This window comes from Allobaileyella intestinalis, assembly GCF_009695865.1.
GTDB classification, from domain to species: Bacteria; Bacillota; Clostridia; order Peptostreptococcales; family Anaerovoracaceae; genus Allobaileyella; species Allobaileyella intestinalis.
The window spans coordinates 83343-105797 of sequence record NZ_VUNB01000001.1; the positions used below are offsets into that span (position 1 = coordinate 83343).

The 22455-nt window shown below is 47.0% G+C and carries 20 protein-coding genes and 2 tRNA genes; 13 read left to right on the forward strand and 9 right to left on the reverse strand.

Going from position 1 to position 22455, the window contains the following annotated elements; all coding sequences use genetic code 11:
- Positions 1–684: 684 nt before the first annotated feature.
- The 3 genes from cas2 to FYJ66_RS00400 all read right to left on the reverse strand — a co-directional run bounded on the left by cas2 (position 685) and on the right by FYJ66_RS00400 (position 1705).
- Complete coding sequence (gene cas2 / locus FYJ66_RS00390) at positions 685–990, reverse strand: CRISPR-associated endonuclease Cas2 (protein WP_154571553.1); 306 nt, start codon at positions 988–990, stop codon at positions 685–687.
- Positions 991–1000: 10 nt separating this feature from the next.
- Positions 1001–1345 (reverse strand): CRISPR-associated endonuclease Cas1, encoded by a 345-nt coding sequence (locus FYJ66_RS00395; protein WP_154571554.1) that lies wholly within the window; start codon positions 1343–1345, stop codon positions 1001–1003.
- Between the two features lie 268 nt (positions 1346–1613).
- Positions 1614–1705: transfer RNA gene (locus FYJ66_RS00400), tRNA-Ser, on the reverse strand.
- A 161-nt stretch (positions 1706–1866) separates the two neighbouring features.
- On the opposite strand from FYJ66_RS00400, the gene FYJ66_RS00405 reads away from it, so the two are divergent.
- The 3 genes from FYJ66_RS00405 to FYJ66_RS00415 all read left to right on the forward strand — a co-directional run bounded on the left by FYJ66_RS00405 (position 1867) and on the right by FYJ66_RS00415 (position 3796).
- Positions 1867–2814: a purine-nucleoside phosphorylase gene (locus FYJ66_RS00405; protein WP_235897297.1), complete on the forward strand. Its 948-nt coding sequence runs from the start codon at positions 1867–1869 to the stop codon at positions 2812–2814.
- 56 nt (positions 2815–2870) lie between these two features.
- The gene (locus tag FYJ66_RS00410; protein WP_154571555.1) at positions 2871–3446 is read left to right on the forward strand and encodes an HD domain-containing protein; all 576 of its coding nucleotides are present in this window, start codon (positions 2871–2873) and stop codon (positions 3444–3446) included.
- Positions 3447–3532: 86 nt separating this feature from the next.
- On the forward strand, positions 3533–3796 hold the full coding sequence (locus FYJ66_RS00415; RefSeq protein ID WP_407707596.1) for a TIGR03905 family TSCPD domain-containing protein: 264 nt from the start codon (positions 3533–3535) through the stop codon (positions 3794–3796).
- 96 nt (positions 3797–3892) lie between these two features.
- Here FYJ66_RS00415 and FYJ66_RS00420 read toward each other — a convergent pair whose 3' ends face one another.
- From FYJ66_RS00420 to FYJ66_RS00430, 3 genes are read right to left on the reverse strand one after another with little or no spacing between them, the layout of a single operon-like run.
- Positions 3893–4912: an aspartate-semialdehyde dehydrogenase gene (locus tag FYJ66_RS00420; protein ID WP_154571556.1), complete on the reverse strand. Its 1020-nt coding sequence runs from the start codon at positions 4910–4912 to the stop codon at positions 3893–3895.
- Positions 4913–4940: 28 nt separating this feature from the next.
- Entirely contained in the window at positions 4941–6260 is a 1320-nt protein-coding gene (locus FYJ66_RS00425) for an aspartate kinase (protein ID WP_154571557.1), read from the reverse strand.
- A gap of 3 nt (positions 6261–6263) precedes the next feature.
- Positions 6264–7451, reverse strand: coding sequence for a homoserine dehydrogenase (locus FYJ66_RS00430; protein ID WP_154571558.1), 1188 nt, complete (start codon positions 7449–7451; stop codon positions 6264–6266).
- A 141-nt stretch (positions 7452–7592) separates the two neighbouring features.
- Here FYJ66_RS00430 and thrC point away from each other — a divergent pair, with 141 nt between their 5' ends.
- The 3 genes from thrC to FYJ66_RS00445 all read left to right on the forward strand — a co-directional run bounded on the left by thrC (position 7593) and on the right by FYJ66_RS00445 (position 10617).
- Complete coding sequence (gene thrC, locus FYJ66_RS00435; RefSeq protein ID WP_154571559.1) at positions 7593–9089, forward strand: threonine synthase; 1497 nt, start codon at positions 7593–7595, stop codon at positions 9087–9089.
- Positions 9079–9516: an ACT domain-containing protein gene (locus FYJ66_RS00440; RefSeq protein WP_154571560.1), complete on the forward strand. Its 438-nt coding sequence runs from the start codon at positions 9079–9081 to the stop codon at positions 9514–9516. Before thrC ends, FYJ66_RS00440 begins: the two co-directional genes overlap by 11 nt.
- 186 nt (positions 9517–9702) lie before the next feature.
- Complete coding sequence (locus FYJ66_RS00445; RefSeq protein WP_206156931.1) at positions 9703–10617, forward strand: selenium metabolism-associated LysR family transcriptional regulator; 915 nt, start codon at positions 9703–9705, stop codon at positions 10615–10617.
- A 113-nt stretch (positions 10618–10730) separates the two neighbouring features.
- Here the strand turns inward: FYJ66_RS00445 and selD are convergent, their stop codons facing one another.
- Both selD and FYJ66_RS00455 read right to left on the reverse strand, forming a co-directional pair.
- Positions 10731–11747, reverse strand: coding sequence for a selenide, water dikinase SelD (gene selD / locus FYJ66_RS00450; RefSeq protein WP_235897311.1), 1017 nt, complete (start codon positions 11745–11747; stop codon positions 10731–10733).
- A 246-nt stretch (positions 11748–11993) separates the two neighbouring features.
- Positions 11994–13154, reverse strand: a complete 1161-nt coding sequence (locus FYJ66_RS00455; protein WP_154571562.1) for an aminotransferase class V-fold PLP-dependent enzyme — start codon at positions 13152–13154, stop codon at positions 11994–11996.
- Between the two features lie 170 nt (positions 13155–13324).
- Here FYJ66_RS00455 and FYJ66_RS00460 point away from each other — a divergent pair.
- From FYJ66_RS00460 to FYJ66_RS00475, 4 genes are all read left to right on the forward strand, one after another.
- Positions 13325–13421 (forward strand) — tRNA-Sec (locus tag FYJ66_RS00460).
- A 28-nt stretch (positions 13422–13449) separates the two neighbouring features.
- Complete coding sequence (gene selA, locus FYJ66_RS00465; protein WP_154571563.1) at positions 13450–14850, forward strand: L-seryl-tRNA(Sec) selenium transferase; 1401 nt, start codon at positions 13450–13452, stop codon at positions 14848–14850.
- A 29-nt stretch (positions 14851–14879) separates the two neighbouring features.
- On the forward strand, positions 14880–16817 hold the full coding sequence (selB, locus tag FYJ66_RS00470) for a selenocysteine-specific translation elongation factor (RefSeq protein ID WP_206156932.1): 1938 nt from the start codon (positions 14880–14882) through the stop codon (positions 16815–16817).
- A gap of 56 nt (positions 16818–16873) precedes the next feature.
- Positions 16874–17446 (forward strand): hypothetical protein, encoded by a 573-nt coding sequence (locus FYJ66_RS00475; RefSeq protein ID WP_154571565.1) that lies wholly within the window; start codon positions 16874–16876, stop codon positions 17444–17446.
- Positions 17447–17559: 113 nt separating this feature from the next.
- Here the strand turns inward: FYJ66_RS00475 and htpG are convergent, their stop codons facing one another.
- Complete coding sequence (gene htpG, locus FYJ66_RS00480; RefSeq protein WP_154571566.1) at positions 17560–19491, reverse strand: molecular chaperone HtpG; 1932 nt, start codon at positions 19489–19491, stop codon at positions 17560–17562.
- 320 nt (positions 19492–19811) lie between these two features.
- Here htpG and FYJ66_RS00485 point away from each other — a divergent pair, with 320 nt between their 5' ends.
- The 3 genes from FYJ66_RS00485 to FYJ66_RS00495 all read left to right on the forward strand — a co-directional run bounded on the left by FYJ66_RS00485 (position 19812) and on the right by FYJ66_RS00495 (position 22442).
- Positions 19812–20756 carry an NAD(P)/FAD-dependent oxidoreductase gene (locus FYJ66_RS00485; protein ID WP_154571567.1) on the forward strand — a complete coding sequence of 315 codons (945 nt, stop codon included), beginning with the start codon at positions 19812–19814 and terminating at the stop codon, positions 20754–20756.
- A 132-nt stretch (positions 20757–20888) separates the two neighbouring features.
- Positions 20889–21734, forward strand: a complete 846-nt coding sequence (locus FYJ66_RS00490; protein WP_154571568.1) for an Mrp/NBP35 family ATP-binding protein — start codon at positions 20889–20891, stop codon at positions 21732–21734.
- A 174-nt stretch (positions 21735–21908) separates the two neighbouring features.
- The gene (locus FYJ66_RS00495) at positions 21909–22442 is read left to right on the forward strand and encodes a helix-turn-helix domain-containing protein (RefSeq protein ID WP_154571569.1); all 534 of its coding nucleotides are present in this window, start codon (positions 21909–21911) and stop codon (positions 22440–22442) included.
- The last annotated feature ends 13 nt before the right edge of the window (positions 22443–22455 follow it).

A 22455-nucleotide genomic window follows, 5' to 3' on the forward strand; every position in this document is an offset into this window, starting at 1 on the left:
TTCATCCCATGTTAGAACCGAGGGTAGTACGCGGGCGGCCGGGGCAGTTGGCGGCCGGGCGGCAGTAGTAGCTCCGTTTATTGCGTTTACTACTGCTTCTGCGAGGCTGATGGAGCAGTACTAGTTGAGGAATTTGTGCTCAGTACTGCTTTCGTGAGACTGATGGAGCAGTAGTAATCCTGTTTATCGCGTTTACTACTGCTCTCTTGTACAGGGGAAAGCAGTACTACTTGCGGAATCGGCGCTCAGTACTGCTCTCGAGAAGCTGGAAGAGCAGTAGTAATCCTGTTTATCGCAGTTACTACTGCTTCTGCGAGGCTGATGGAGCAGTACTGATCCTATTTATTGATGTTACTACTGCTCTCTGGTGCAGGGAAAAGCAGTACTACTTGCAGAAATCATACTCAGTACTGCTCCCGTGTAGCTGGAGGAGCAGTATTAATCCTATTTATCGCGCTCACTACTGCTCTTGTACTGCTCCCGGATTAAGGGACTGGCAGGCTGCCACATCCATCCACATTTTAAACATAGTACTTAGCCAAAAAAGACGAACTGTGGCATTTCTTTGTTATACTATACGCCATTTTCATCCCATGTTGGAACCCGTTATTTAGTATGCTGTCGTGAATCAACCGCAATATCTATTAATCTTTTCTAGCCAGTGAGTGCAAGCTGTTTTGCAGATTATAGCATAACGTGGCAGTTTCTCTCTGCGGTTTTTTCCTGGAGGTCTTCGCTGCCGGTGAGATACCAGATTCCTTCATATTGTTTTTCTGTGAGCCGGAGAACACGTACTGTATCGGTGCCGGGGGAGTGTTCGGATAATCGTCGGATGTGTTTTTCGGCTGTTTTTCGGCTTGGGGTGATCCTCATGTATAGCTCAGTTCCTACGCAAAGGTAGCCGTCTGAGACCAGAAAGTTGCGAAGATCTGTGTAGGCCTTTTTTGTTCCCCACTTGTTTGCAGGATTAAGCATTACGAGAATTCTCATAGATTATTTCCTATTCCTTTATTCTATCCATTACATTCACAGGCAGGAGGGTAGGGAGCAGCAGCCCTGCAAGCATAATCGTTCTGATTATTGCATTTCTCAGCACTGCATATCCGTAATTCAGGCAGCTGTTGACAGGATCGTCATTTCGTCTGTTCAGTCCGGGGTGCAGATAGTTGAAATATTCTTTTGCTGCATTTGCTTCCTTAACATCTACATTGGTAATATTTAAATTACAGGTGTATTGCAGGATTTTCTCTGCATCGCAGCACCCCAGAAGAGTCAGTCCGCGACTTTGATTCTCAATTTTCCTTTTAATCAGAGACAGCCATATCTGATATTTGGCCCGCTGCAAACTATGGTGGAAAGATCCTCTACTGGAATGGAAAAGGTCCCTTCTTCATTCATTGTTTGTTGTACCACATGGTTTTGGAATTGGACGACTATACGACATGTATTTTGTATTTTACAGGAGTTTGATGCAGGGGCTAACACTGTGACACAGTGGCTCAAGAAGTGGCGCATTTTTACACGCTAATGAAGATTGCTGCACATTTTCAAACACTGAAAAAGCCGCTGACATCAACGCTTTTGTTGATCTCAGCGGCTTTCTCATTTCTCGTTGGCGGAGAGAGGGGGATTTGAACCCCCGCACGGGAGTTACCCGCCTGCTGGTATTCGAAGCCAGTCCCTTCAGCCTCTTGGGTACCTCTCCACATATGGTGTCAAATAATCCATGAAATTTTACCACATCATACCGAATCCTTTCAAGGAATTGTTTCGAACACGCCTTTTTCGTTGATAATTTTCCTGTTGCATCATATAATTGTGAAAGATTTGATTATAATTGTCTTTTTGAAGGCAAGGAGGACATAGATGAAGAACTTTTTATCTCATGCTGCAGATGCTGCAGGTAAAATGGTAACTGAATCCACGGAATTTGCTGAAGAGAAGCTGAATGAGGCCAGAGCCAGAAGGCTTGCGGACCTGGTAGCAAGCGGCACGGCGGAGGAGCAGGTTGAAGTCATAAAGAAGGCTGCGGATTTTCTTATGGAAAAGGGAATCCAGAGGCCGGAGGTAATCGTAACTCTGGGCAGTGGATGTGGAAGTTACGGAGACACAATCGTAAACCCTGTAAGAATTTCATATGAGGATATTCCGGGATTTCCTGTTTCAACAGCTCCTGGCCACAGAGGCCAGCTGATATACGGAGAGAAGAATGGCAAGAAAGTAGCATGTCTTTCCGGAAGATGGCACTTCTATGAAGGATACAATATGAAGACCATTATTTTTCCGCTGAGGGTTCTGGCAAGACTTGGAGCCACGAGGTACGTCCTGACCAATGCTTCGGGCTGGATTAACGAGAGCTATGAGCCTGGCCATGCCATGCTCATAACCGATCACATCAACATGTCGGGACAGAATCCTCTGACAGGACCGAATATCGACGAAATCGGATGCCGGTTCCCGGACATGAGCAAGGCATACACTCCTGAGCTGAGGGAGAAGGTTTTCCGGGAAGCAGAGGCTTCTGGTATTCAGGTGTATCAGGGAGTTTACGCCATGATGCCGGGGCCGAGCTTTGAAACGCCTGCCGAGATCCGCATGCTGAGAACCCTTGGAGCAGATGCAGTAGGCATGTCCAGCGTTCCGGAAGCCATCGGAGCTGCTCACGCAGGCCTGGAACTAATAGGAATTTCCTGTCTGGCCAATCCTGCTGCAGGCATGGGAAGCCAGCCACTCCTTGAGCAGGACGTTATCGATGCATCAAACAGACTTTCTGCAGATCTTCAGAAACTTATTGATATTGCAGTAAATGCCTGAGCCGGCCTGAGCCGCCGTATTTTCACAACAGAGAAAGGAATTTTTAAGAGAAAACCATGGCACAACGAATTACAAGAGAACAGGCCAACGACCTGCTTCATAAATACGTAAAAGGAGAACATTATATTACTCACAGCTACGCCGTTGAGGCGATCATGCGGGCCCTGGCCAAGAGGCTTGCACCAGATGATGTGGAGTACTGGGGAATTGTAGGACTTCTCCACGACCTCGATGAAGAGACCTGTGACTGGAGAAATGACATGTCCACCCACGGACCGGTTTCTGCTGAAATCCTTAAGAAAGAGGGCTTCGACGATCAGGTTCTTTGCGACGCCATCTGTGCCCACAACCCACCAAGCGGTGTGGTAGCCAGAACCACCCTTCAGTATGCAGTGCTGGCCGCCGATCCAATGAGCGGTTTTGTGAAAGCTGTTGCTCAGATCTATCCGGACAAAAAGCTGAGCAGCGTTAAAGTGAAGTCCATCAGAAAGCGCTTTAAAGAGCACCGTTTTGCAGCGGGAGCCAACAGAGAGTACATGATGGCAATAGAAGAAACAGGCATCAGCTTTGACGAGTTTTGCCAGATTGCTTTGGATGCCATGCTGGAGATTCATGAGGAACTGGGCCTCTAGTAAAAATATAATGCTGCTCTGCGTACTGTTGCGGGCAGAGGTTCAGATAGATTAGTAAATACACAGACAGAAAGGTAAGTAGTTTAATGTCAGAGAAGATGACTTATTACCCGGAAGGGGTATGCTCGATGATGATTGAAATCGAGACTGAAGGTGATGTGATTAAAGACGTTCAGTTCACTGGAGGATGTAACGGTAATCTTTCAGGAATTTCTCAGCTTATTAAAGGCATGAAGATTGACGATGTAATTGAGAAGCTGGAGGGAACCACCTGCGGAACTAAAAGCACCTCATGTCCTGACCAGCTGGCTAAAGCACTGAAGGAACATAAGGCGAATATTGCGGGCTAGTCTTTTCACTAAAATAAAAGTACCTGGCAGTTCTGATATGAATTCGCCCAAGATTTTGGGTGCATATCAGCAGCCAGGTGTTTTTTTGTGTTGTTATTATTTTACAAAGAGCTCTGCAATCTGGACTGCGTTTGTGGCAGCGCCTTTCCGCACCTGATCGCCGCAGCACCACAGGTTGATGCCATTTTCATTTGCCAGGTCTCTGCGGATTCGCCCTACGAAGACAGTGTCCTGATCGCTGGTATCAAGAGGCATGGGATATACATTGGAAGCCTTGTCATCAACCAGCCTGCAGCCCGGTGCTTCTGAGACAGCTTTGGCTACATCCTCCAGGTCCAGTTTGTCTTTAGTGATGGCTATGACAGAAATAGAATGAGATCTTTCTACAGGAACTCTGACGCAGGTGCAGGACACCTTCATTTCAGGCATGTGGAGAATCTTTCTTCCTTCGTTCTGAAGCTTCATTTCCTCAGAAGTGTAGCCGTTTTCACCGAAACCTCCAATCTGTGGAATGAGGTTGAAGGCAATCTGGTAAGGGAAGACACCTGTCTTGATTTCACCGCCTTCCAGAACGGCTTTTGCCTGATCATACATTTCAACTGGACCTTTTGCTCCGGCGCCGCTTACGGCCTGATATGTGGAAGCGTAAAGAGTCTCTATTGGAGAAAGCTTGTTGATTCCGTTAATGGCAACCAGGGTGATGATAGTAGAACAGTTTGGATTGGCAATAACGCCGTGATGCTTGAAGGCATCATCCGGGTTGATTTCCGGAACCACCAGAGGAACATCAGGATCCAGACGGAAGGCGCTGGAGTTGTCGATGTATATTGCGCCGGAAGCCTTTATGTTGTTTACAAATTTCTTTGAAATGTCATTTTCTGCAGCACCCAGAACTATGTCCAGACCTTCGAAAGAATCATCGGAAGCTTCACGGATAGTTACTTTTCCAAATTTTCCTGCGTCAACAACCTTGCCGGCACTTCTGCTGCTGGCAAGAAGGCGGAGCTCAGCTACAGGAAAATCTCTTTCGCCAAGAACCTTTACCATTTCCTGGCCTACGGCCCCCGTGGCCCCCAGAATACCTACATTATATTTTTTAAGCTTTTCTTCACTCATTAATATTTACCTCCTGTATTATGGGAAATTACGCAAAACTGTTGTACAGTGTCTTTATTGCTCTGGCAAAGTCGTCGTTGCTTACGCCTACCATGATATTAATCTCGTCAGCGCTTTGCTTTATCATTCTGACGCTGATGTTTTCCTCGCCCAGAGCCTGGAAAATCTGGCCGGAAATTCCGGATTTGTATGCCATCTGCCGGCCTACTATGGCGATGATGGAGATGTTGTCCTGGACTTTCATGTTGTCAACTCCATCAGTTCCCTTCAGCTCACCGGCAAATTCATATTTGGAATGTTCCAGCTTTTCTGTAGGGAAGAGCAGGGAAAAACTGTCTATTCCGGAGCTCAGCATTTCCGGCTCTATTCCGTAGCGGTCGCAAAGTCCCAGTGTAGACTGAAGGAGCTTTGAAACAGATTCGTTGTGATTGCAGTACACTTCAACAGTAGTGAAATTCTTTTTCCCTGTTATGCCCGTAATAAATCTGGAAATATCTCCTTCGCAATCTTCTTCAAAGGATTCCATGATTATGGTTCCAGGATCTTCCGGCTTATTGGTGTTCCTGATGTTCACAGGAATGTTTTTCCTGCGGACAGGAAAAACCGTATCTTCGTGGAGAACTGCCGCACCCATGTAAGACATCTCTCTCAGCTCATCGTAGGTAACCCGGGAAATGCTTTTCGGATTGGAGACAATCCTCGGGTCCACCATGAGAATGCCGCTGACGTCAGTCCAGTTTTCGTACACATCTGCACCTAAGGCAGCAGAGACTATGGCTCCGGTTACATCCGATCCACCTCTGGAAAACGTTCTGATCTCTCCGTTCGGAAGAGATCCGTAGAAACCGGGAATAACTATGGAACCGTTGGCTTCGAGGGCCTGAACCAGTCCGCTGTTAGTTCGGTTGTAGTCGATGTGGCCGTCGTATCTGAAACAGATCACATCGGCAGCGTCTACGAAGGTGAATCCCAGGTATTCGGCCATGAGGCGGGCGTTCAGATATTCTCCTCTTGAAACCAGGTATTCTACAGACATGCCTTTCTTCAGATGGCTGCGGATGGTCTCGAATTCAGAATCCAGGTCGGTATTAAGGCCGCAGCCCTTGCGTATGTCCATATATCTTTCTTCGATCATCTCGAAAATGGAATCATAAGACACATCGTATTTAAGATGGGCATTGCACAGGTAGAGAAGGTCCGTAACCTTGTTGTCATCACTGCTGCGCTTGCCCGGGGCAGATACCACCACCACTCTTCTGGAAGGGTCGGAATCAATGATGTTCTTGACTTTTTCAAACTGAGCGCTGGAGCTCAGGGAGGATCCTCCGAATTTTGCTACTTTTAACATTTGCTACTCCTGTATCCCGGCCATGAAGAAGGCACCGGTCTTTCTGAATTCTGAAGCGATAGAATGGGCCTCTGAAACGGAGACCGGTTTGGTTATCAGATAGAAACTGTACTTGTCTTCATCCTGCTCCTCAACAATCTGGAAAGGGAAGCCTTTAACGCTGTGATCAATTCTGATGTAGTAGCGGTGCAAGGCCTGGCTGTTGTCAACAGGAGTTGTCCCTTCAGGCAATGTGTAATGGCGCTCCGGCAGCATGTCGACTTTCCCGTTGAGATCCAGAACATCCTGAATTACAGAGGAGCCTGTAGGAGCTTTTCCTGCACCCTGTCCGTAGAAGCTCTGAACTCCCAGTTCTTTTCCTTCTAATGATACAAGGTTGTTGTTTGCGCCGGTGCCGGCCTCCAGAGTGCTGTTTCCAAACAGGGCAGGTTCAACATAGGCGGATACAGAACTTCCGTCAGATGATCCGTTTACAGATCCGTTCATGATCAGCCTACAGACGTATCCGTGAGTTTTGAACCAGCTGATATCTCTGGCTGTAATTGAGCTGATGCCAAAAACAGGTACATCATCTGGGGAGATGTCTGCGTCGAAGGCCAGGTTAGAGGAAATCACGCACTTTCTCATGGTGTCGAAGCCTTCTATATCATCGGTTGGATCTTTTTCAGCGTAGCCCAGATCCTGAGCGCTCTTCAGAATTTCTGAAAAATCAGAACCTTCCCTGTGCATGGTATCCAGAATGTAGTTGCACGTTCCATTCAGGATGCCGCTGACTCTGGTGATTGTGTCGCAACGCCTGGTGCGGAGCAAGTTGAAAAGCCATGGAATTCCGCCTCCTGCAGAAGAGGTGAAGCGGATAGAAACGCAGTTCTTCCTTGCACACTGAGTCAATTCTCTGTAAAAGGCACTGATCAGTCCTTTATTAGGTGTGACCACGCTCTTGCCGGCATTCATTGCTGCAGTTACATATTCATATGCAGGATGGAGGCCGCCCATGCATTCACATACAACATCTACCTTAGGGTCTTTGATGATATCATCTATATCCGATGTTACGAAGGGCTGGTATTCTGGAGCAACTTCCTTGCCAGGCCTTACAAAAATCCACTTAACTTTTATGTCACGGGTTCTGGCAGCTGCCTCCCATGCGCCGGTGCCTACGGTGCCCAGACCGAGAATGGCTATATTCATATTACTTTCTCCTGATTTTCTTCTTGAAACATCATTCTTATTTTGTATCAATATTTATCCGTGGATAAAAGACACTTGTCTTTAAACCAGAAATAATGTATCATGATTCCACAAAGTTTTCAAGAAAAATAGGTGAAATGCATGAAAAATTATGTAAGCACAAGAAATCCTGAAGTTAAAGCTACCCCGGCTCAGGCCGTACTGAAGGGCCTGGCACCTGACGGGGGACTGTTTGTACCAGATGACCTTGACTCAATAAAAGTAAATATGCAGGCCATGATGAACATGAGCTACCGGGAAATGGCCAGAGTTGTGTTCGGATTGTTTTTTCCTGATCTGGGAGATAAGACACTGGCATCCATTCTGGAGAAAAGCTATGAGAACAAGTTCGACGTTCCCGAACTGGCTCCTCTGGTGCCGGTAAGTGACTCATACGTACTGGAACTTTTTCACGGACCTACCTGCGCCTTCAAGGATGTGGCCCTATCAGCTCTTCCTAATCTGATGACCGCCTCGGCCCGCCACGAGAATTTTCAGAAGAGAATTCTCATTCTGGTAGCAACCAGCGGCGATACTGGCAGTGCAGCCCTTACGGGATTTTCCAATGTAGAAGGAACAGATGCCCTGGTATTCTATCCAGAGACGGGAATTTCACAGTCCCAGAGGCTTCAGATGGTAACTCAGCCTGCCTCAAACGTCAGGGCCTGCGCAGTAAAAGGCAACTTCGATGATGCACAGAGAGGGGTAAAGGAAATTTTCCAGGAAGTGGAAGAGCCTGCAGAAGGGGTATCCCTGTCCAGTGCAAACTCCATTAATATCGGAAGACTTGTGCCTCAGATTGTGTACTACTTTAATGCATATAAGAGCCTTCTGGACAGAAAGGCAATCAAACTGGGCCAGGAGGTTTCATATATAGTTCCAACAGGAAACTTCGGAGATATTTTTGCTGGCTGGCTGGCGAGAGCCATGGGCCTTCCTGTGGGACGGCTGATCTGCGCGTCCAATGAGAACGACGTGCTCACAGAGTTCCTGAACACAGGCAGATACAACAAGAAGAGAGATTTTATGAGAACCACATCTCCGTCCATGGATATTCTGGTTTCCAGCAATCTGGAAAGACTTCTGTATTTCGTATGCGGACCGGAGAAGACGGCCAGATACATGGAGGAGCTGAGGACTAAGGGAGAATACCAGCTGGAAGAAGATGATTTGCTGGAGATACAGGGAGTTTTCGGATGCGCTTCTGTTAACAGCAATGAATCTGCAGAGGTAATCAACCGGGTGTTCAGGGAAAATAATTATCTCATGGATCCTCATACTGCAGTTGCCTGGGGCGCTATGGAGAAGCTGGTGGCATCAGGGGAACTGAAGAAAGATGAAGCAAAGGTGGTGCTTTCCACTGCATCTCCGTATAAGTTCTCAAGATCAATGCTGGAAGCTCTGGGCCAGACAGGAGGAGAGAGCGACCATGAGAATATGAAGAAACTTCAGGATTATACGGGAGTCAAGGCACCGGAAGCTCTTTCATCTCTTTTCGAAAAAGAAGTGATTCATAAAGATGTGATAGAGGCCGGCCAGATGAAAGAATATGTGATAGAAGCTGCAGAGGCTGGCAGGAGAATCAGGAATGGGCAGTAAGTATCTTGTTGTAGACAAGAGCATCCTTCCCGGCTATTATGAGAAAGTTGTGGAAGCCAGAAAACTTCTGGAAAGCGGAAAGGTCAAGGACGTGAGCCAGGCCGCAAAGCAGGTTGGAATTTCCAGAAGCACCTATTATAAATACAGAGACTATGTGATGGAGCTGGACGCCGGATCTCAGATGAAGAGGGCGATAATATCCATGATGCTGGATCACGAACCGGGAGTGCTCCTCAGGATTATTCAGGTGATTAATTCTTTTTCGTACAGCATATGGACCATCAACCAGAACCCGCCTGTCCATGAGCAGGCAAATGTGGTAATTGCCATCGATCTTGTTAACGGAACCAGGGATCTGGACGATATGATGGATGAGATAGGAGTTACGGCTGGTGTAAAAAAAGTGTCACTTCTTGGAATTGAATAATATTGAATAAGTGAATTGGCGTGTCCCGGTATCCTGCCCAGGGTGCCGGGATAAATACTGTATCAAAAAATATTGTATTGAAAAAAACTATAAATGCAAATTCTTGGCCTTTTTATCCGGAGCAGTGCGGTTTGACAAGATTTTTAACAATAGGATAAAATGCTAATGTATTTATGGAGGGAGTTTATGGATTTCAAGCAGATAGAAGCGTTCGTCAATGTTGTAAGGTATAAGAGTTTCAGCCGTGCGGCGGATGCTACTTTTTTCACCCAGCCAACCATAAGTACACACATAAGCACACTGGAGAAGGAACTTGGAACACGCCTTCTTGACAGAAGGGGTAGAACTGTTGAGATGACTCCCCAGGGAAGGAAGTTTTACAAATATGCCGTTGAGATGGTCAACACCAGAGAGCTTGCTGTGGGAGCACTTAACGACAGCGGCGATGAAATCGAGGGTATCCTGGAACTTCAGACATCCAGCATCCCGGGGCTTACCTTTCTTCCTGAAATGCTGTCCAGGTTTCATGACATTCACCTTAAGACAAGATTTTATGTGGATACTTCAGACAGCCGGACAGCCATTGAGAACCTGATTGACAGGAGAGGGGAGCTGGCCTTCGTTGGTGACAAGATAAATAATTCCAACCTTTCATATACGAAAATTTTCTCCGACAAGGTGGTGCTGGCCGTTCCTGCCTCTTTTAACATGGAGGGCAGTGATATTTCCATCTCTGAAGCTGTAAAGTATCCGTTTATCTGGAGAGAAAACGGATCAGCAACTAAAACATCCTTCGAAGAAACTGCTGCAAACCTTGGTTATGACAAGACGACCTTTGATGTAGTTGCCAGGTTTAACGACCTCGACACCATCATCAGGTCTGTAGAGCAGGGCCTGGGAGTATCTGTGTTATCCCAGCATACCCTGGACAAGATGCACAGCAACGACATAAGGATTCTCCCTATAAAGGAATTCAAAAAGAACAGGGATTTTTACATGGTTTCACTGAAGGGAATAACCCATTCCCCTGTAGCGGAAGCATTCTGCAACTTTGTGAAGGAGAACAAAGAGCTGGCTTTCAAGAGCAGCGACCAGGAATAGACAGAAGAGAATAGAATTGAATTGAATCTCCTTACAGAGGAGTCACTGAAAAAGGATCCGGCACACTTCAGCAAATGTGTCAGATCCTTTTGCATTATTCCAGTATTTGTTTTTTAACCGTTAACGATCTCTATATATCTGGACTTCTTCTCCTTGAACCGGCCGATGACCGCGTTCTCGCATCCCTTTTCTCCCAGCTGGTACTGAAGCCTTTCAAGCTGATCTTCTTTTACGGCAAAGAGAAGACCACCAGAGGTCTGGGGATCGTAGAGACAGTCAATAACATCCTGGGAGACGTTTACTGTATAGTCAATAACATCGTCCTTCAGGTAGCTAATGTTGTTGTGGCCGCCTGCAGGAAGGAATCCCTGGGATGCAAGTTCCAGAGCCTTAGGAAAAACAGGAACCCGTTCAGCAAAAACCTCCAGGGTTACATTGCCGGCCTTCGCCATCTCCGCACCGTGACCGAGAAGACCGAAGCCTGTAATATCAGTGCATCCGTCAACTTTTACTCCTTCTGCTGCTTCATAGGCATACTTGTTAAGGGCAGCCATGGTTTCAACTGCAGCTTTGTACTCATCAGGAGTAAGCATATCAACCTTTGCCCCTCCTGTAAGAAGTCCGGTACCTATCTTCTTTGAGATGACCAGATAATCTCCTTCTTCAGCACTGTTGCTCCAGACATGGTCAGGGTGGGCAAATCCCGTGACGCTGAGACCGTATTTCGGCTCTGTGTCCTGAATGCTGTGACCGCCTGTTATCATGGCACCACATTCATTTACCATATCATTGCCGCCCTGAAGGATGGCTTCCACAGCTTCCAGAGGAAGGCTGTTTGGGAAAGTAAGAAGGTTCATAGCCAGTTTCGGGGTTCCTCCCATGGCATAAATGTCGCTCAGGGAATTTGCTGCTGCTATTCTTCCGAAATCGTAGGGGTCATCTACGATAGGAGGGAAAAAGTCGATGCTGTTGATCATTGCAACATCATCGTTTATCTTGTAGACACACGCATCATCGCTGCTGTCAAAGCCTACCATTACATTTGGATCCTTTATCTTAGGAAGGCTCTTCAAAATATCGCTTAGGACTCCCGGCCCTATCTTTGCTCCTCATCCGCCGGCCTGTGTCATCTGGGTCAGCTTTACGTCTTTAAACGGGATGGTGACAGAGCAGCTGGAACCCGTTGAAACTTTATCCATTGCCATTGCCATTCTCCTTATTAATTAGTTCTTTGTATGTTAATATTGACATTCTCTATAATTGTATCCGAAATATTATAGCAGTCATAATAGTAGTGACGTATTGAAAATATCAATACGTCACCGGAAATCCTTAGTTTATGAAAGTTTAAACTAAAATGGAAAATCAAAAGTCAATCAGAGGGACTGATGGTCTTCGGCAGCAATTTCTTTTACTGCAGAAATGGCTGCATCAATGTCTTCTTCTGTGTTGAACGGTCCGATTGAAAACCTCACCGTTCCCTCAGGGAAGGTCCCCAGAGATTTGTGGGCAAGAGGTGCGCAGTGAAGACCTACTCTGGTGCTTATTCCGTATTCCTGGGTCAGCCTGAAGGCGTTGATGCCGTTGTCTCCGTCCAGGAAATCCACAGATATTACAGATACTCTTTTGTCCAGATCGGAAGGGCCGGCAACACGTATTCCTTCTACACCATTCAATCCCTCCAGGAATCTGCCGGTAAGTTCTCTCTCTTTCTTTCTTATTTCCTGGAAATGATCCATTATCCAGCTGGCTGAAGCGTGAAGGCCGTAGATTCCAGGAAGATTCAGAGTTCCGCTTTCAAACCGGTCAGGAAGTTCCTCAGGCATTTCGGCTAAATCGGAGTGACTGCCTGTTCCACCTGCAACCAGAGGAATGATCTGGTCTGCTATCTCAGGATCAATAAGCATAACTCCCAGTCCCTGCGGACCGAGCATGGACTTGTGAGCCGGCATGGACAGGCCGTTAATGTGGCATTCCTGCATGTCTATAGGTGTGTTTCCTGCTGTCTGTGCAGCGTCTACAATGAATATTACCCCCTGTTCTCTGCAACGTTCTCCTATTTCTTTAATCGGCATAAGTGTGCCGCTTACGTTGGAGGCGTGGACCATTATTACCGCCCTAAGGTCAGGGGTGATCATCTCAAGGGCTTTGTCCAGCTCAAGCTCTCCATCTCTGTTACAAGGCATGTATTCTGTAGTTGCAATGCCCTGCTGGGCAAGCTGTGTCAGTGGACGGTAAACTGCATTGTGTTCCATTGAACTGGCAAGAAAACGGTCTCCCTTACGGGCCAGACCTTTAATCAGGAAATTGAGGCTGTATGTATTTCCCGGAGTGAAAATAGTATTCCTCGGGCCGTAACCGTTCATCATCTTGTTTATGAGTTGCCTTGTCTCAAGAACCACTTCGGCAGCGGAGTATGCACTGGCATATCCGCCTCTGTTAATGTTGCTTCCTACATTCTTTATGTAGTCAAACACCGCATCTGCCACCACATCAGGCTTCGGGTAAGAGGTTGCTCCGTTGTCCAGATAAATCATGTATTGTCTCCTTTACAGGTCATACAGCGCTAATTATCATGTCATTTCAGATGTATTAATTCCTACTGCAGCTAAGATGTTATTCCAGAGAAAGGGTAAAGTCAACATTGCCGGAAAACTCAAACTTGAACTCTGATGCGGGTTGTGTTAAAATCCCAACGTATGACTTTGGGGGTAGATAGGTGCTGGTGTGCCTTGCGGTCTTCAAAACCGTCATGAGGAGCTAAGACCTTCTCGGGTGGGTTCGATTCCCACATACTCCCGCCATTTTAATAAGTTGATACGAGGTGAATATATGAAGAAGAATGAGGCCCTCAGGGCGCTCCCTAAGATAGATGAGGTGCTTAAGCAGCACCTCATTTCTGATTTTCTGGAGAAAAAAGGCAAGGCAGTAGTTACAGATGCGGCCAGAAAGGTTGTGGATGCCAGAAGAAAAGCAATCCTTTCCATGAGCGATGAGGAATTGAATGAGCTGGATCCGGAGACCCTCACACCTGAAGTTATTCAGAAGGCAGTAGCAGACGAGATAGAGGCACTGGACAGAAACAATCTGTATCCGGTGATCAACTGCACAGGAACCATCCTTCACACAAACCTGGGAAGAGCACCCCTTTGCAGAGATGCAGTAGAAAATGTTGCCCGGGTGTCAGAAGGATATTCGGACCTGGAATACGATGTTAAAGAAGGAAGAAGAGGTTCCAGACACTCAATTCTCCAGGACATTCTGTGTGAGATAACAGGAACAGAAGATGTGATGATGGTGAACAACAATGCATCTGCTACCATGCTGGTGCTGTCGTCTATGGCTGCAGGAGGAGAGGCTGTTGTTTCAAGAGGAGAGCTGGTGGAGATCGGAGGAGCCTTCCGCATACCGGACATTATGGAACAGAGCGGCGCAGTTCTCCGTGAGGTTGGAACCACCAACAAAACAAAACCGTCAGATTACGAGAATGCCATTAACGAGGACACCCGTGTCCTGATGAAGGTCCACACTTCTAATTACAAAATTATGGGATTTACAGAAGAGGCATCTCTGGAAGAACTGGTGGAAATAGGTAAGAAGCATGACCTGCCTGTTATCTTTGATATGGGAAATGGCCTTATGGTAGATATGTCGGAGTACGGCCTGGATGAACCTAACGTTCCCGCCGCTCTGGCAACAGGAATCGATGTAATTCTTTTCTCAGGAGACAAACTCCTCGGAGGACCTCAGGCAGGAATAATCGCCGGAAAAAAAGAATATATCGAAAAGATGAAGAAGCACCCTCTGGCAAGGGCTCTCAGAGTAGATAAAATGACCTTTGCCGCAATGGAGGAGACATTGAAGAAATACAGGGACAGAGAGACTGCTCTCAGGGACATTCCTGTTCTTCACATGATCAGCCAGCCTTCCGAGGAGATGAAGGCCAGGGCTCTGATGCTGGCAGGAGAAATCAGAGAAATGGATCCCTCCCTTAAACTTGAGGTTGTTGAGGTCAAGGACCAGATTGGCGGAGGATCGGCACCTATGGTTTACCTTCCGGGATGGGCAGTTGCCGTTACTTCAGACAGCTGTTCTGCCGACAGCCTGGAGAGGATGCTCAGGAAAAATAAGATTCCGGTAATAGCCAGGATTAACGAGGACAGACTTCTCCTTTGCGTGCGCACCATGAGAGATCAGGACGTACATGCCGTAGCCGGCGCCTTTGAAAAATAATTTTTACAAAAAACATGGCAGGTAGAGAGATGAAAAACATCATTATTGGTACAGCAGGACATGTTGATCACGGAAAGACCCAGCTGATAAAGGCTCTTTCGAATATTGATACGGACAGGCTTTCGGAAGAAAAAAAGAGGGGAATCACAATCGAGCTGGGCTTTGCTCATATTCCCAATGACCAGGGATATAACATAGGAGTAATAGATGTTCCGGGCCATGAGAAATTTATTAAGAACATGCTGGCAGGAATAGGCGGCATTGATTTCGTGCTGTTTGTAGTTGCTGCCGATGAGGGAATAATGCCTCAGACAAGAGAGCATTTCGAGATTCTGAGGGCTCTTGGAATTGAAGACGGAATTATTGTAGTTACCAAGACTGACATGGTGGAAAAGGAGTGGCTGGAACTGGTAACAGAAGACATCCGGGATTACGTCAAGGGATCCTTCCTTGAGGACAAGCCTCTCATTCCGGTTTCATCAAAGACAGGAGAGAATATTGATGTCCTCAAAGAGGAGATTATCAAGAAGTGCAACCGGGAAATAAAGAGAGTGGAGGCACCGGAGCTTTTCCGCCTGCCTGTAGACAGGGTGTTTACTATGTCGGGTTTCGGAACTGTGGTTACTGGAACCCTGACGGACGGCCGCTGCCGTGTGGGAGACGAAGTATATATTTTTCCTGAGAACACGAAGACAAAGATCAGGGGAATTCAGACCTACGGCAAAGATGTTCAGGAGGCTGTTGCCGGACAGAGGACGGCGGTGAACCTGGCAGCTCTTTCAAAAAATGAAGTCGACAGGGGCGATGTGCTGGCTGCAGCTGACGGAGTTTCTGTAACATCCATGATAGATGTGGAAGTTTCGATTTTTGAGAGCACCGACCGGGTCATCAAAAATAACAGCCGGGTCCACTTGTACTGCGGAAGCAAGGAGGCTCTTTGCAAGATTATTCTCCTGGACAGGGAGGCTGCAGTGGCCGGAGACAAGGTTTATGCCCAGCTCAGGCTGGAAGAGCCTGTAGCAGTGAGAAGGGGAGACCGGTTCATCATCAGGTTCTATTCGCCGATTGTAACTGTTGGAGGCGGAAGGGTGCTGGATTCCCTGCCGGACAAGCACAAGAGGAACAGGAAAGATGTTCTCAATGCTCTTGAGATAATGGCTGAGGGCGATCCTGGTGAAATGGCAGAGCTGAAGACGGGTGGAAGAAGGTTTTACAGCAGCAGTGAGCTGGCCTTTGAGCTGGGAATGCTTCCTTCTGCTTTGAAACCTTACCTTGACGAGAAAATACAAGAAGGTAGGATTGCGGTTCTGGAAGGGGGCCTGCTGGTAGGAGGCCAGAGGCTGAAGTATCTGGAAGAAACAGTGGAAAACCTTCTTAAGGAGTACCACAGCGCAAATCCTCTTTCGCCGGGAATGCCTAAACAAGAACTTCTCAGCAGGCTGGGAGAACTGTGGCACATAGATAAAGAAAAGACTGTATCATCAATATTGAACATGATGGTTCAAAAGGGTATCATAAAATTCAAAGAAAAATCCGCTGCCCTGGCCGGATTCGCAGTAGAACTTACTGAAGAACAGAAGGCTGACAGAACCAGAATCCTTGAGGCGTACAGAAAAGCCGGTATTGAAATGCTGAAAAACGATGAGCTGGCTCAGGTCATTGGAAAGGCAGATGGAGATCTGGCTCAGGTCATTGGAAAGGCAGATGGAGATCTGGTTCCGGCCCTCCAGGCAGATCTGGCTTCCTCAGGAGAGATTGTGAAGGTGAGCCCTGAATACTTCATCTCTTCAGAGGGGTGGGAGAAGGTTAAAGCAGCTGCCCTGTCACTGGAATCAGGCCAAGGCTTCACTCTGGCAGAGTTCCGTGACAGCCTGGGAACTTCAAGAAAATTCGCTTCTGTGCTCCTTCAGGGACTGGACAAGGCGGGAATTACTGTTTTTGACGGAGAAAGAAGAAGAGTTCATTAGTTGATACAGCTTCAGCCAAATACATCGAAACTTTCCTTCGATGAAAGGAGATTTAAATGAAATCCATGAAAAAAATTCTGGCACTTTGCCTGGTAGTTGCTACCGCCGTTGTAGTAACCAGCTGCGGCAAGAATGCAACCCCTTCTGATGCAGTGGAGGCAGAGCTGAAGGGAATCCAGACAGAGGAAATCAAAGACCTTAAGAAGAGCATGCCTAACTCCCTTGATTCATCTTATGACAAGCAGTGGGGCGACTTCCTGAAGAAAATACAGGACTTTGACTACAAGGTGAAGAATGAAAAGGTAAGCGGTAAAAAGGCCACGGTCACAGTTACCATTACGACTTACGACTTCGGACAGGCATATCAGAGCACCTACGATCAGATAGTAAACGACGCCAAGAGCGGCTCCCTTACTTCTTCTACAGATGTTACAAAGTATACTTACGACCTGCTGTTCAAGAACATTCTTGGAGTAAAGGATAAGAAATATACAAAAGACGTAGTCATTAACTGCAAGAAGAATGACGATGGAGAATGGACCACAGATGCCCAGACCAATCAGAATCTGCTAAACGCCCTCATGGGAGGCATGGTGGAAAAGATCGCGGCCATCAGCGGCCAGCAGTAAATCCTGAGGATCTTTAAAACTTAATATCTGAATATGAAAAAACAGCAGGCCATCTGCTTCGGGACAGGAAACCCCGGGCAGATGGCCTGCTTATTTCATCATTTATTTCTCACTTATTTCATGAGGCTGCAGACTCTGTTGCTGAAGTCCACAGGATCATCAATAGGCATTCCTTCAATAAGGAGGGCCTGATCGTAGAGAAGCAGTGAGTAATCTCTGATCTTGTCCTTATCGTCCTTCTCTACAGCGTTCTTAAGAGCCTGGAAGAACTGGTGATCAGAGTTCAGCTCAAGAATCTTGTCAGCCTTCAGAGCAGAGCCCTCATCGCTGCCCATCATTGCTGCCTGGGCCTTCAGAACCTTCTCCATTTCCAGGGAAAGTCCGTCGCCTGTGGCGAAGCATACCGGGTGGTCCTTAAGCCTGTTGGAGATTATTACGGAGCTGACCTTGTCCTGAAGAACTTCCTTTACTGCATCCAGAACATTCTTGTTTGCTTCGTTCTTTTCTTCTGCGGCCTTCTTCTCGTCCTCTGATTCACTGAATCCCAGATCCTTGTCTGTGATGTTCTTGAATTCCTTTCCGTCGTATTCGTTCATCATTCGCAGAGCGAACTCGTCAATATCGTCGGTACAGAACAGAACTTCGTAACCCTTTTCCTTGAAAGGATCCATCTGAGGAGTTTTCTTGATCTTCTCGTCAGACTCTCCAGAAGCGTAGTAGATGTATTTCTGATCTTCCGGCATTCTGTCCACGTATTCCTTGAATGTGGTGTAGTCATCAGTGGTGCTGCTCTTGAACATCACCAGATCCTGGAGCTTGTCCTTGTTAACTCCGAAACCGTCATAGATTCCGTATTTCAGCTGCATTCCAAAGTTTGTCCACAGCTTCTTGTAGTTTTCCCGGTCCTTTTCCTCCATGTCCTTCAGCTCCTGAAGAACTTTTTTCTCAATTCTCTGGGCGATGGCCTTAACCTGTCTGTCCTGCTGAAGCATTTCTCTCGAAATGTTCAGGGAAACATCCTGGGAGTCTACCAGGCCTTTTACGAAACTGAGATATGAAGGGAGAAGATCCTCGCAGCTGTCCATAATCATCACGCCGCTGGAGTAAAGCTGAAGACCTCTCTTGAAATCCTTTGTATAGAAATTAAATGGAACCTGGCTTGGAATAAACAGCAGGGCGTTGTAAGAAAGAACACCTTCAACATTGGTGTGAATGACTTTCAGAGGATCCTGCCAGTCGCCGAACTTGCTTTTGTAGAACTCGTTGTACTCTTCGTCCTTGATTTCCGATTTCTTCCTCTTCCAGATAGGAACCATGCTGTTCAGCTTTTCGTCTTCCTGATATGTTTCGTACTCAGGCTTGTAGTCCTTATCTTTCTTCTGCTCCTCCGTCGCTTCCACTTCTCTGGTCTTGGTGCAGTTCATCATAATAGGATAGCGGATGTAATCTGAGTACTTCCTTACCAGAGACTTGATGCGGAACTCCTGAAGAAAATCGCTGTACTTGTCGTCATCGGTGTCCTCTCTCAGGTAGAGGGTGATGGTAGTGCCTGCTTCAGGCCGGTCAGCCTCCTCAATGGTGTATCCGTCAGATCCGGTGCTGACCCACAGATATGCCTTTTCCGAATCCACCCTTCTGGACAGAACTTCTATCTTGCTGCTTACCATGAATGCAGAATAGAAGCCGACTCCGAACTGGCCGATAATATCTGTATCGTCCTCCTTGTCCTTGTTCTCAGACTTAAACTTGAAGGATCCGCTTTCTGCAATGGTGCCAAGGTTGTTCTCCATCTCATCGGCGCTCATTCCGATTCCGTTGTCGCTGATGGTGAGTGTGCGGCCATCTTTGTCAGGTGTGATCCTGATTTCGTAATCATCTCTGGACATTCCGGTTTTTCCTCCGGAAGCCTCGAGAAAATACCTTTTGTCAATGGCGTCGCTGGCGTTGCTGATCAGCTCTCTCAGGAAAATCTCCTTATTTGTGTATATGGAGTTGATCATAAGATCCAGAAGCCTTTTCGATTCAGATTTGAATTGCTTTTTCATGTAAAAATACCTTCTTTCGTAAGCGTGAGGCGGGGGCGGCTGCAGCCGGGCTCCGGTACGTGAACCCCAGGTTGTTATAGAGGCTGCTGCGTTAGCACTCACGACCATAGATTGCTAATAAGAATAATAGCCAATATGGATGATCTTTTCAACAGGGTAGAGACAATATCACAGAATATTCATAAAATGAAATAAGAAATTAGTTGCACACAATCAAATTTTGTATATAATGGAGCTGAAAGATACAAGTAAACGCTGGCTGCCGCCTGTCCCGGGCTGGAAGTGAGGCTGCAGCATTGATGAATAAAAGGAGAAAAGTCATGTCGGAAAAATTTGATGTGGTAATAATCGGAGGAGGCCCTGCAGGTCTTACCGCAGGTATTTACGCAGGAAGAGCCGGAAAGAAGGCAGCAGTATTCGAAAGAGAAACAATAGGTGGCCAGATCACTTTTACTGATTCAATAGACAATTATCCGGGGACCCCTGGAATCAGCGGCGCAGAGTACGCAATGAAGCTTAAGGACCAGGCAGAGCAGTTCGGAACAGAGGTTATCATGGATGAAGTGCTCTCCGTTGAGAAGCCTGCTGAAGAAGGGGGAGCCTTTGTTATCAAGGCAACGGAAGACACTTACCAGGCATCTGCTGTTATTCTGGCTACAGGCCTTTCCAGCAGACATATGGGTGTACCGGGAGAAGAAAAGCTTATAGGAAAAGGAATTTCCTTCTGCGCAGTGTGTGACGGCATGTTTTTCAGAGGTAAGGACGTTGCTGTATACGGCGGCGGAAATACAGCCCTGGAAGATGCTATCTATCTGACACAGCTGGCTAACTCTGTTACCATTATTCACAGAAGAGACAGGTTCAGAGGTGAGGATACTCTGGTTCGCCAGCTCAAGGCAAAGGAAAACGTTAAATTCTGCATGAACAGCACTGTTACAGGAGTTTCGGGAGATCCCCTCCTTCAGTCTGTTGAAATTACAGACAAGGTTACTGGAGAGAAGAAGGAACTTAAGGTAAACGGCCTGTTCGTTGCAATTGGAAAGATTCCTAATGGAGAGGCTTTCAGAGGCCTGGCAGAGGAAGACGAGAAGGGTTACTACCTGTCTGGGGAAGACTGTCTGACGGGAACACCTGGCTTGTTTGTTGCAGGAGACGGAAGAGACAAGGCTGTAAATCAGCTGACAACAGCAGTTTCGGATGGAGCAATTGCAGGAACAGCAGCATGCAATTACGTAGACAGACTCAGTGGCAATGAGTATGTTTAATTCCCTGTTGGATTAAGGGAATTTGATTTTTCCTGACGACTGTGTAATAATAACGTGGCTTTAGGGGACCCGGGCCTCCGGGATCCGTAAAAGCTGCAATTAACGAAGAACTTTTTTACACGGAGGTGTATTATGTCAGAGGTAAGCCAGGAGTGCACTCACGACTGCAGCAGCTGCGGAGCTGATTGCGGAAGCAGAAGTGAGGGCGCAGGCATTCAGAAGGAAAAACTTGGTGAAGGCAGCAGTGTCAAGAAGGTTATAGGTGTTGTCAGCGGCAAGGGTGGAGTTGGTAAATCCCTGGTTACAGCACTTTCAGCAGTAGCTGCCAGCCGTAATGGTTATAAGACAGCAATTCTGGACGCTGATATTACAGGACCATCAATTCCTAAGATGTTCGGCATTCACGAGAAGGCGTCTGCAACAGAGCTTGGAATCATTCCGGGAGCATCGGACGGAGGAATTCAGGTAATGTCACTGAACCTTCTTACAGATAATGAAACAGATCCAGTAATCTGGAGAGGCCCGGTAATTGGCGGTGCCGTTTCTCAGTTCTGGACAGATGTTGCCTGGGGCGATGTGGATGTTATGTTCATAGACATGCCGCCGGGAACAGGAGATGTTCCGCTTACAGTATTCCAGTCACTGCCGGTAGACGGCATCATCGTTGTCACATCTCCGCAGGAGCTGGTTTCCATGATCGTTGAAAAGGCCGTTAAGATGGCTGCCATGATGAACATTCCGATTCTGGGAATTGTTGAGAACATGAGTTATATGAACTGTCCTCACTGCGGCGAGAAGATAAGCGTCTTTGGAGAAAGCAAGGCTCAGGCAGTGGCAGAGGCTAACGGAACAAAGGTTCTGGCTCAGCTTCCTATAGATCCGCAGTTTGCAGAGCTTTCTGATGAGGGAAGGATTGACAGGGTTCCAGGTGAGCCTATGGAGGCGGTTCTTGATGTTCTGAAGGATCTGGGTCTGTAGACTGAGAAGACCTTGAACTTGAACTGCAACTGACAACTGATAATAATTAAGTTTTACTAAACTTTTGGTTTAAAAATACTTGACTTCCTATGGGGGTCAAGTATAATTTTGATTGTTTGGTTTAGCAATACTAAACATAAATCTTATTAAGAGGTCGTTGAAGCAGGAGACAAAATGGATATAGGAGAACGAATCAAGAGTCTGCGAAACGAAAGAGGACTTACTCAGGAAGAGCTGGCAGACCGGGCAGAATTATCGAAGGGGTTTATTTCACAGGTGGAAAGAAATCTCACATCTCCTTCGATTTCTACGCTGGAGGATATCCTGATCTGCCTGGGCACTGATTTAAAAGAGTTCTTTGCTGAATATGAAGACCGGCAGGTAGTGTTCAGCAAAGATGATTATTTCCTGAAGGAAGACGAAGATCAGGGAAGCACCATTGAGTGGATAGTGCCTAATGCTCAGAAGAACCAGATGGAACCTATTCTTCTGACTCTCAAGGCAGGGGGATTCACCTCTGAGGTAGGGCCCTTTGAAGGCGAGGCCATGGGATATGTGATAAAAGGAAGCGCTACTCTTCATTATGGAGGAGATTACCTGGACCTGGCTGCAGGGGAGACCTTCTACGTGAAATGCAGCAGACCCCATTCCATCAGCTCATCATCGGGGGCGGAAATACTGTGGGTAAGCACACCACCGGGATTCTAGAATTACTGACCAT

Coding starts and splice junctions, on each gene's coding strand:
- FYJ66_RS00440 (WP_154571560.1), top strand. CDS start 9,079: ATGGGCAGTAAGTATCTTGTTGTAGACAAGAGCATCCTTCCCGGCTAT.
- FYJ66_RS00485 (WP_154571567.1), top strand. CDS start 19,812: ATGTCGGAAAAATTTGATGTGGTAATAATCGGAGGAGGCCCTGCAGGT.
- FYJ66_RS00415 (WP_407707596.1), top strand. CDS start 3,533: ATGTCAGAGAAGATGACTTATTACCCGGAAGGGGTATGCTCGATGATG.
- thrC (WP_154571559.1), top strand. CDS start 7,593: ATGAAAAATTATGTAAGCACAAGAAATCCTGAAGTTAAAGCTACCCCG.
- FYJ66_RS00490 (WP_154571568.1), top strand. CDS start 20,889: ATGTCAGAGGTAAGCCAGGAGTGCACTCACGACTGCAGCAGCTGCGGA.
- FYJ66_RS00420 (WP_154571556.1), bottom strand. CDS start 4,912: ATGAGTGAAGAAAAGCTTAAAAAATATAATGTAGGTATTCTGGGGGCC.
- FYJ66_RS00405 (WP_235897297.1), top strand. CDS start 1,867: ATGAAGAACTTTTTATCTCATGCTGCAGATGCTGCAGGTAAAATGGTA.
- cas2 (WP_154571553.1), bottom strand. CDS start 990: ATGAGAATTCTCGTAATGCTTAATCCTGCAAACAAGTGGGGAACAAAA.
- FYJ66_RS00495 (WP_154571569.1), top strand. CDS start 21,909: ATGGATATAGGAGAACGAATCAAGAGTCTGCGAAACGAAAGAGGACTT.
- FYJ66_RS00475 (WP_154571565.1), top strand. CDS start 16,874: ATGAAATCCATGAAAAAAATTCTGGCACTTTGCCTGGTAGTTGCTACC.
- FYJ66_RS00410 (WP_154571555.1), top strand. CDS start 2,871: ATGGCACAACGAATTACAAGAGAACAGGCCAACGACCTGCTTCATAAA.
- FYJ66_RS00445 (WP_206156931.1), top strand. CDS start 9,703: ATGGATTTCAAGCAGATAGAAGCGTTCGTCAATGTTGTAAGGTATAAG.
- htpG (WP_154571566.1), bottom strand. CDS start 19,491: ATGAAAAAGCAATTCAAATCTGAATCGAAAAGGCTTCTGGATCTTATG.
- selB (WP_206156932.1), top strand. CDS start 14,880: ATGAAAAACATCATTATTGGTACAGCAGGACATGTTGATCACGGAAAG.
- FYJ66_RS00430 (WP_154571558.1), bottom strand. CDS start 7,451: ATGAATATAGCCATTCTCGGTCTGGGCACCGTAGGCACCGGCGCATGG.
- selA (WP_154571563.1), top strand. CDS start 13,450: ATGAAGAAGAATGAGGCCCTCAGGGCGCTCCCTAAGATAGATGAGGTG.
- FYJ66_RS00425 (WP_154571557.1), bottom strand. CDS start 6,260: ATGTTAAAAGTAGCAAAATTCGGAGGATCCTCCCTGAGCTCCAGCGCT.
- FYJ66_RS00455 (WP_154571562.1), bottom strand. CDS start 13,154: ATGATTTATCTGGACAACGGAGCAACCTCTTACCCGAAGCCTGATGTG.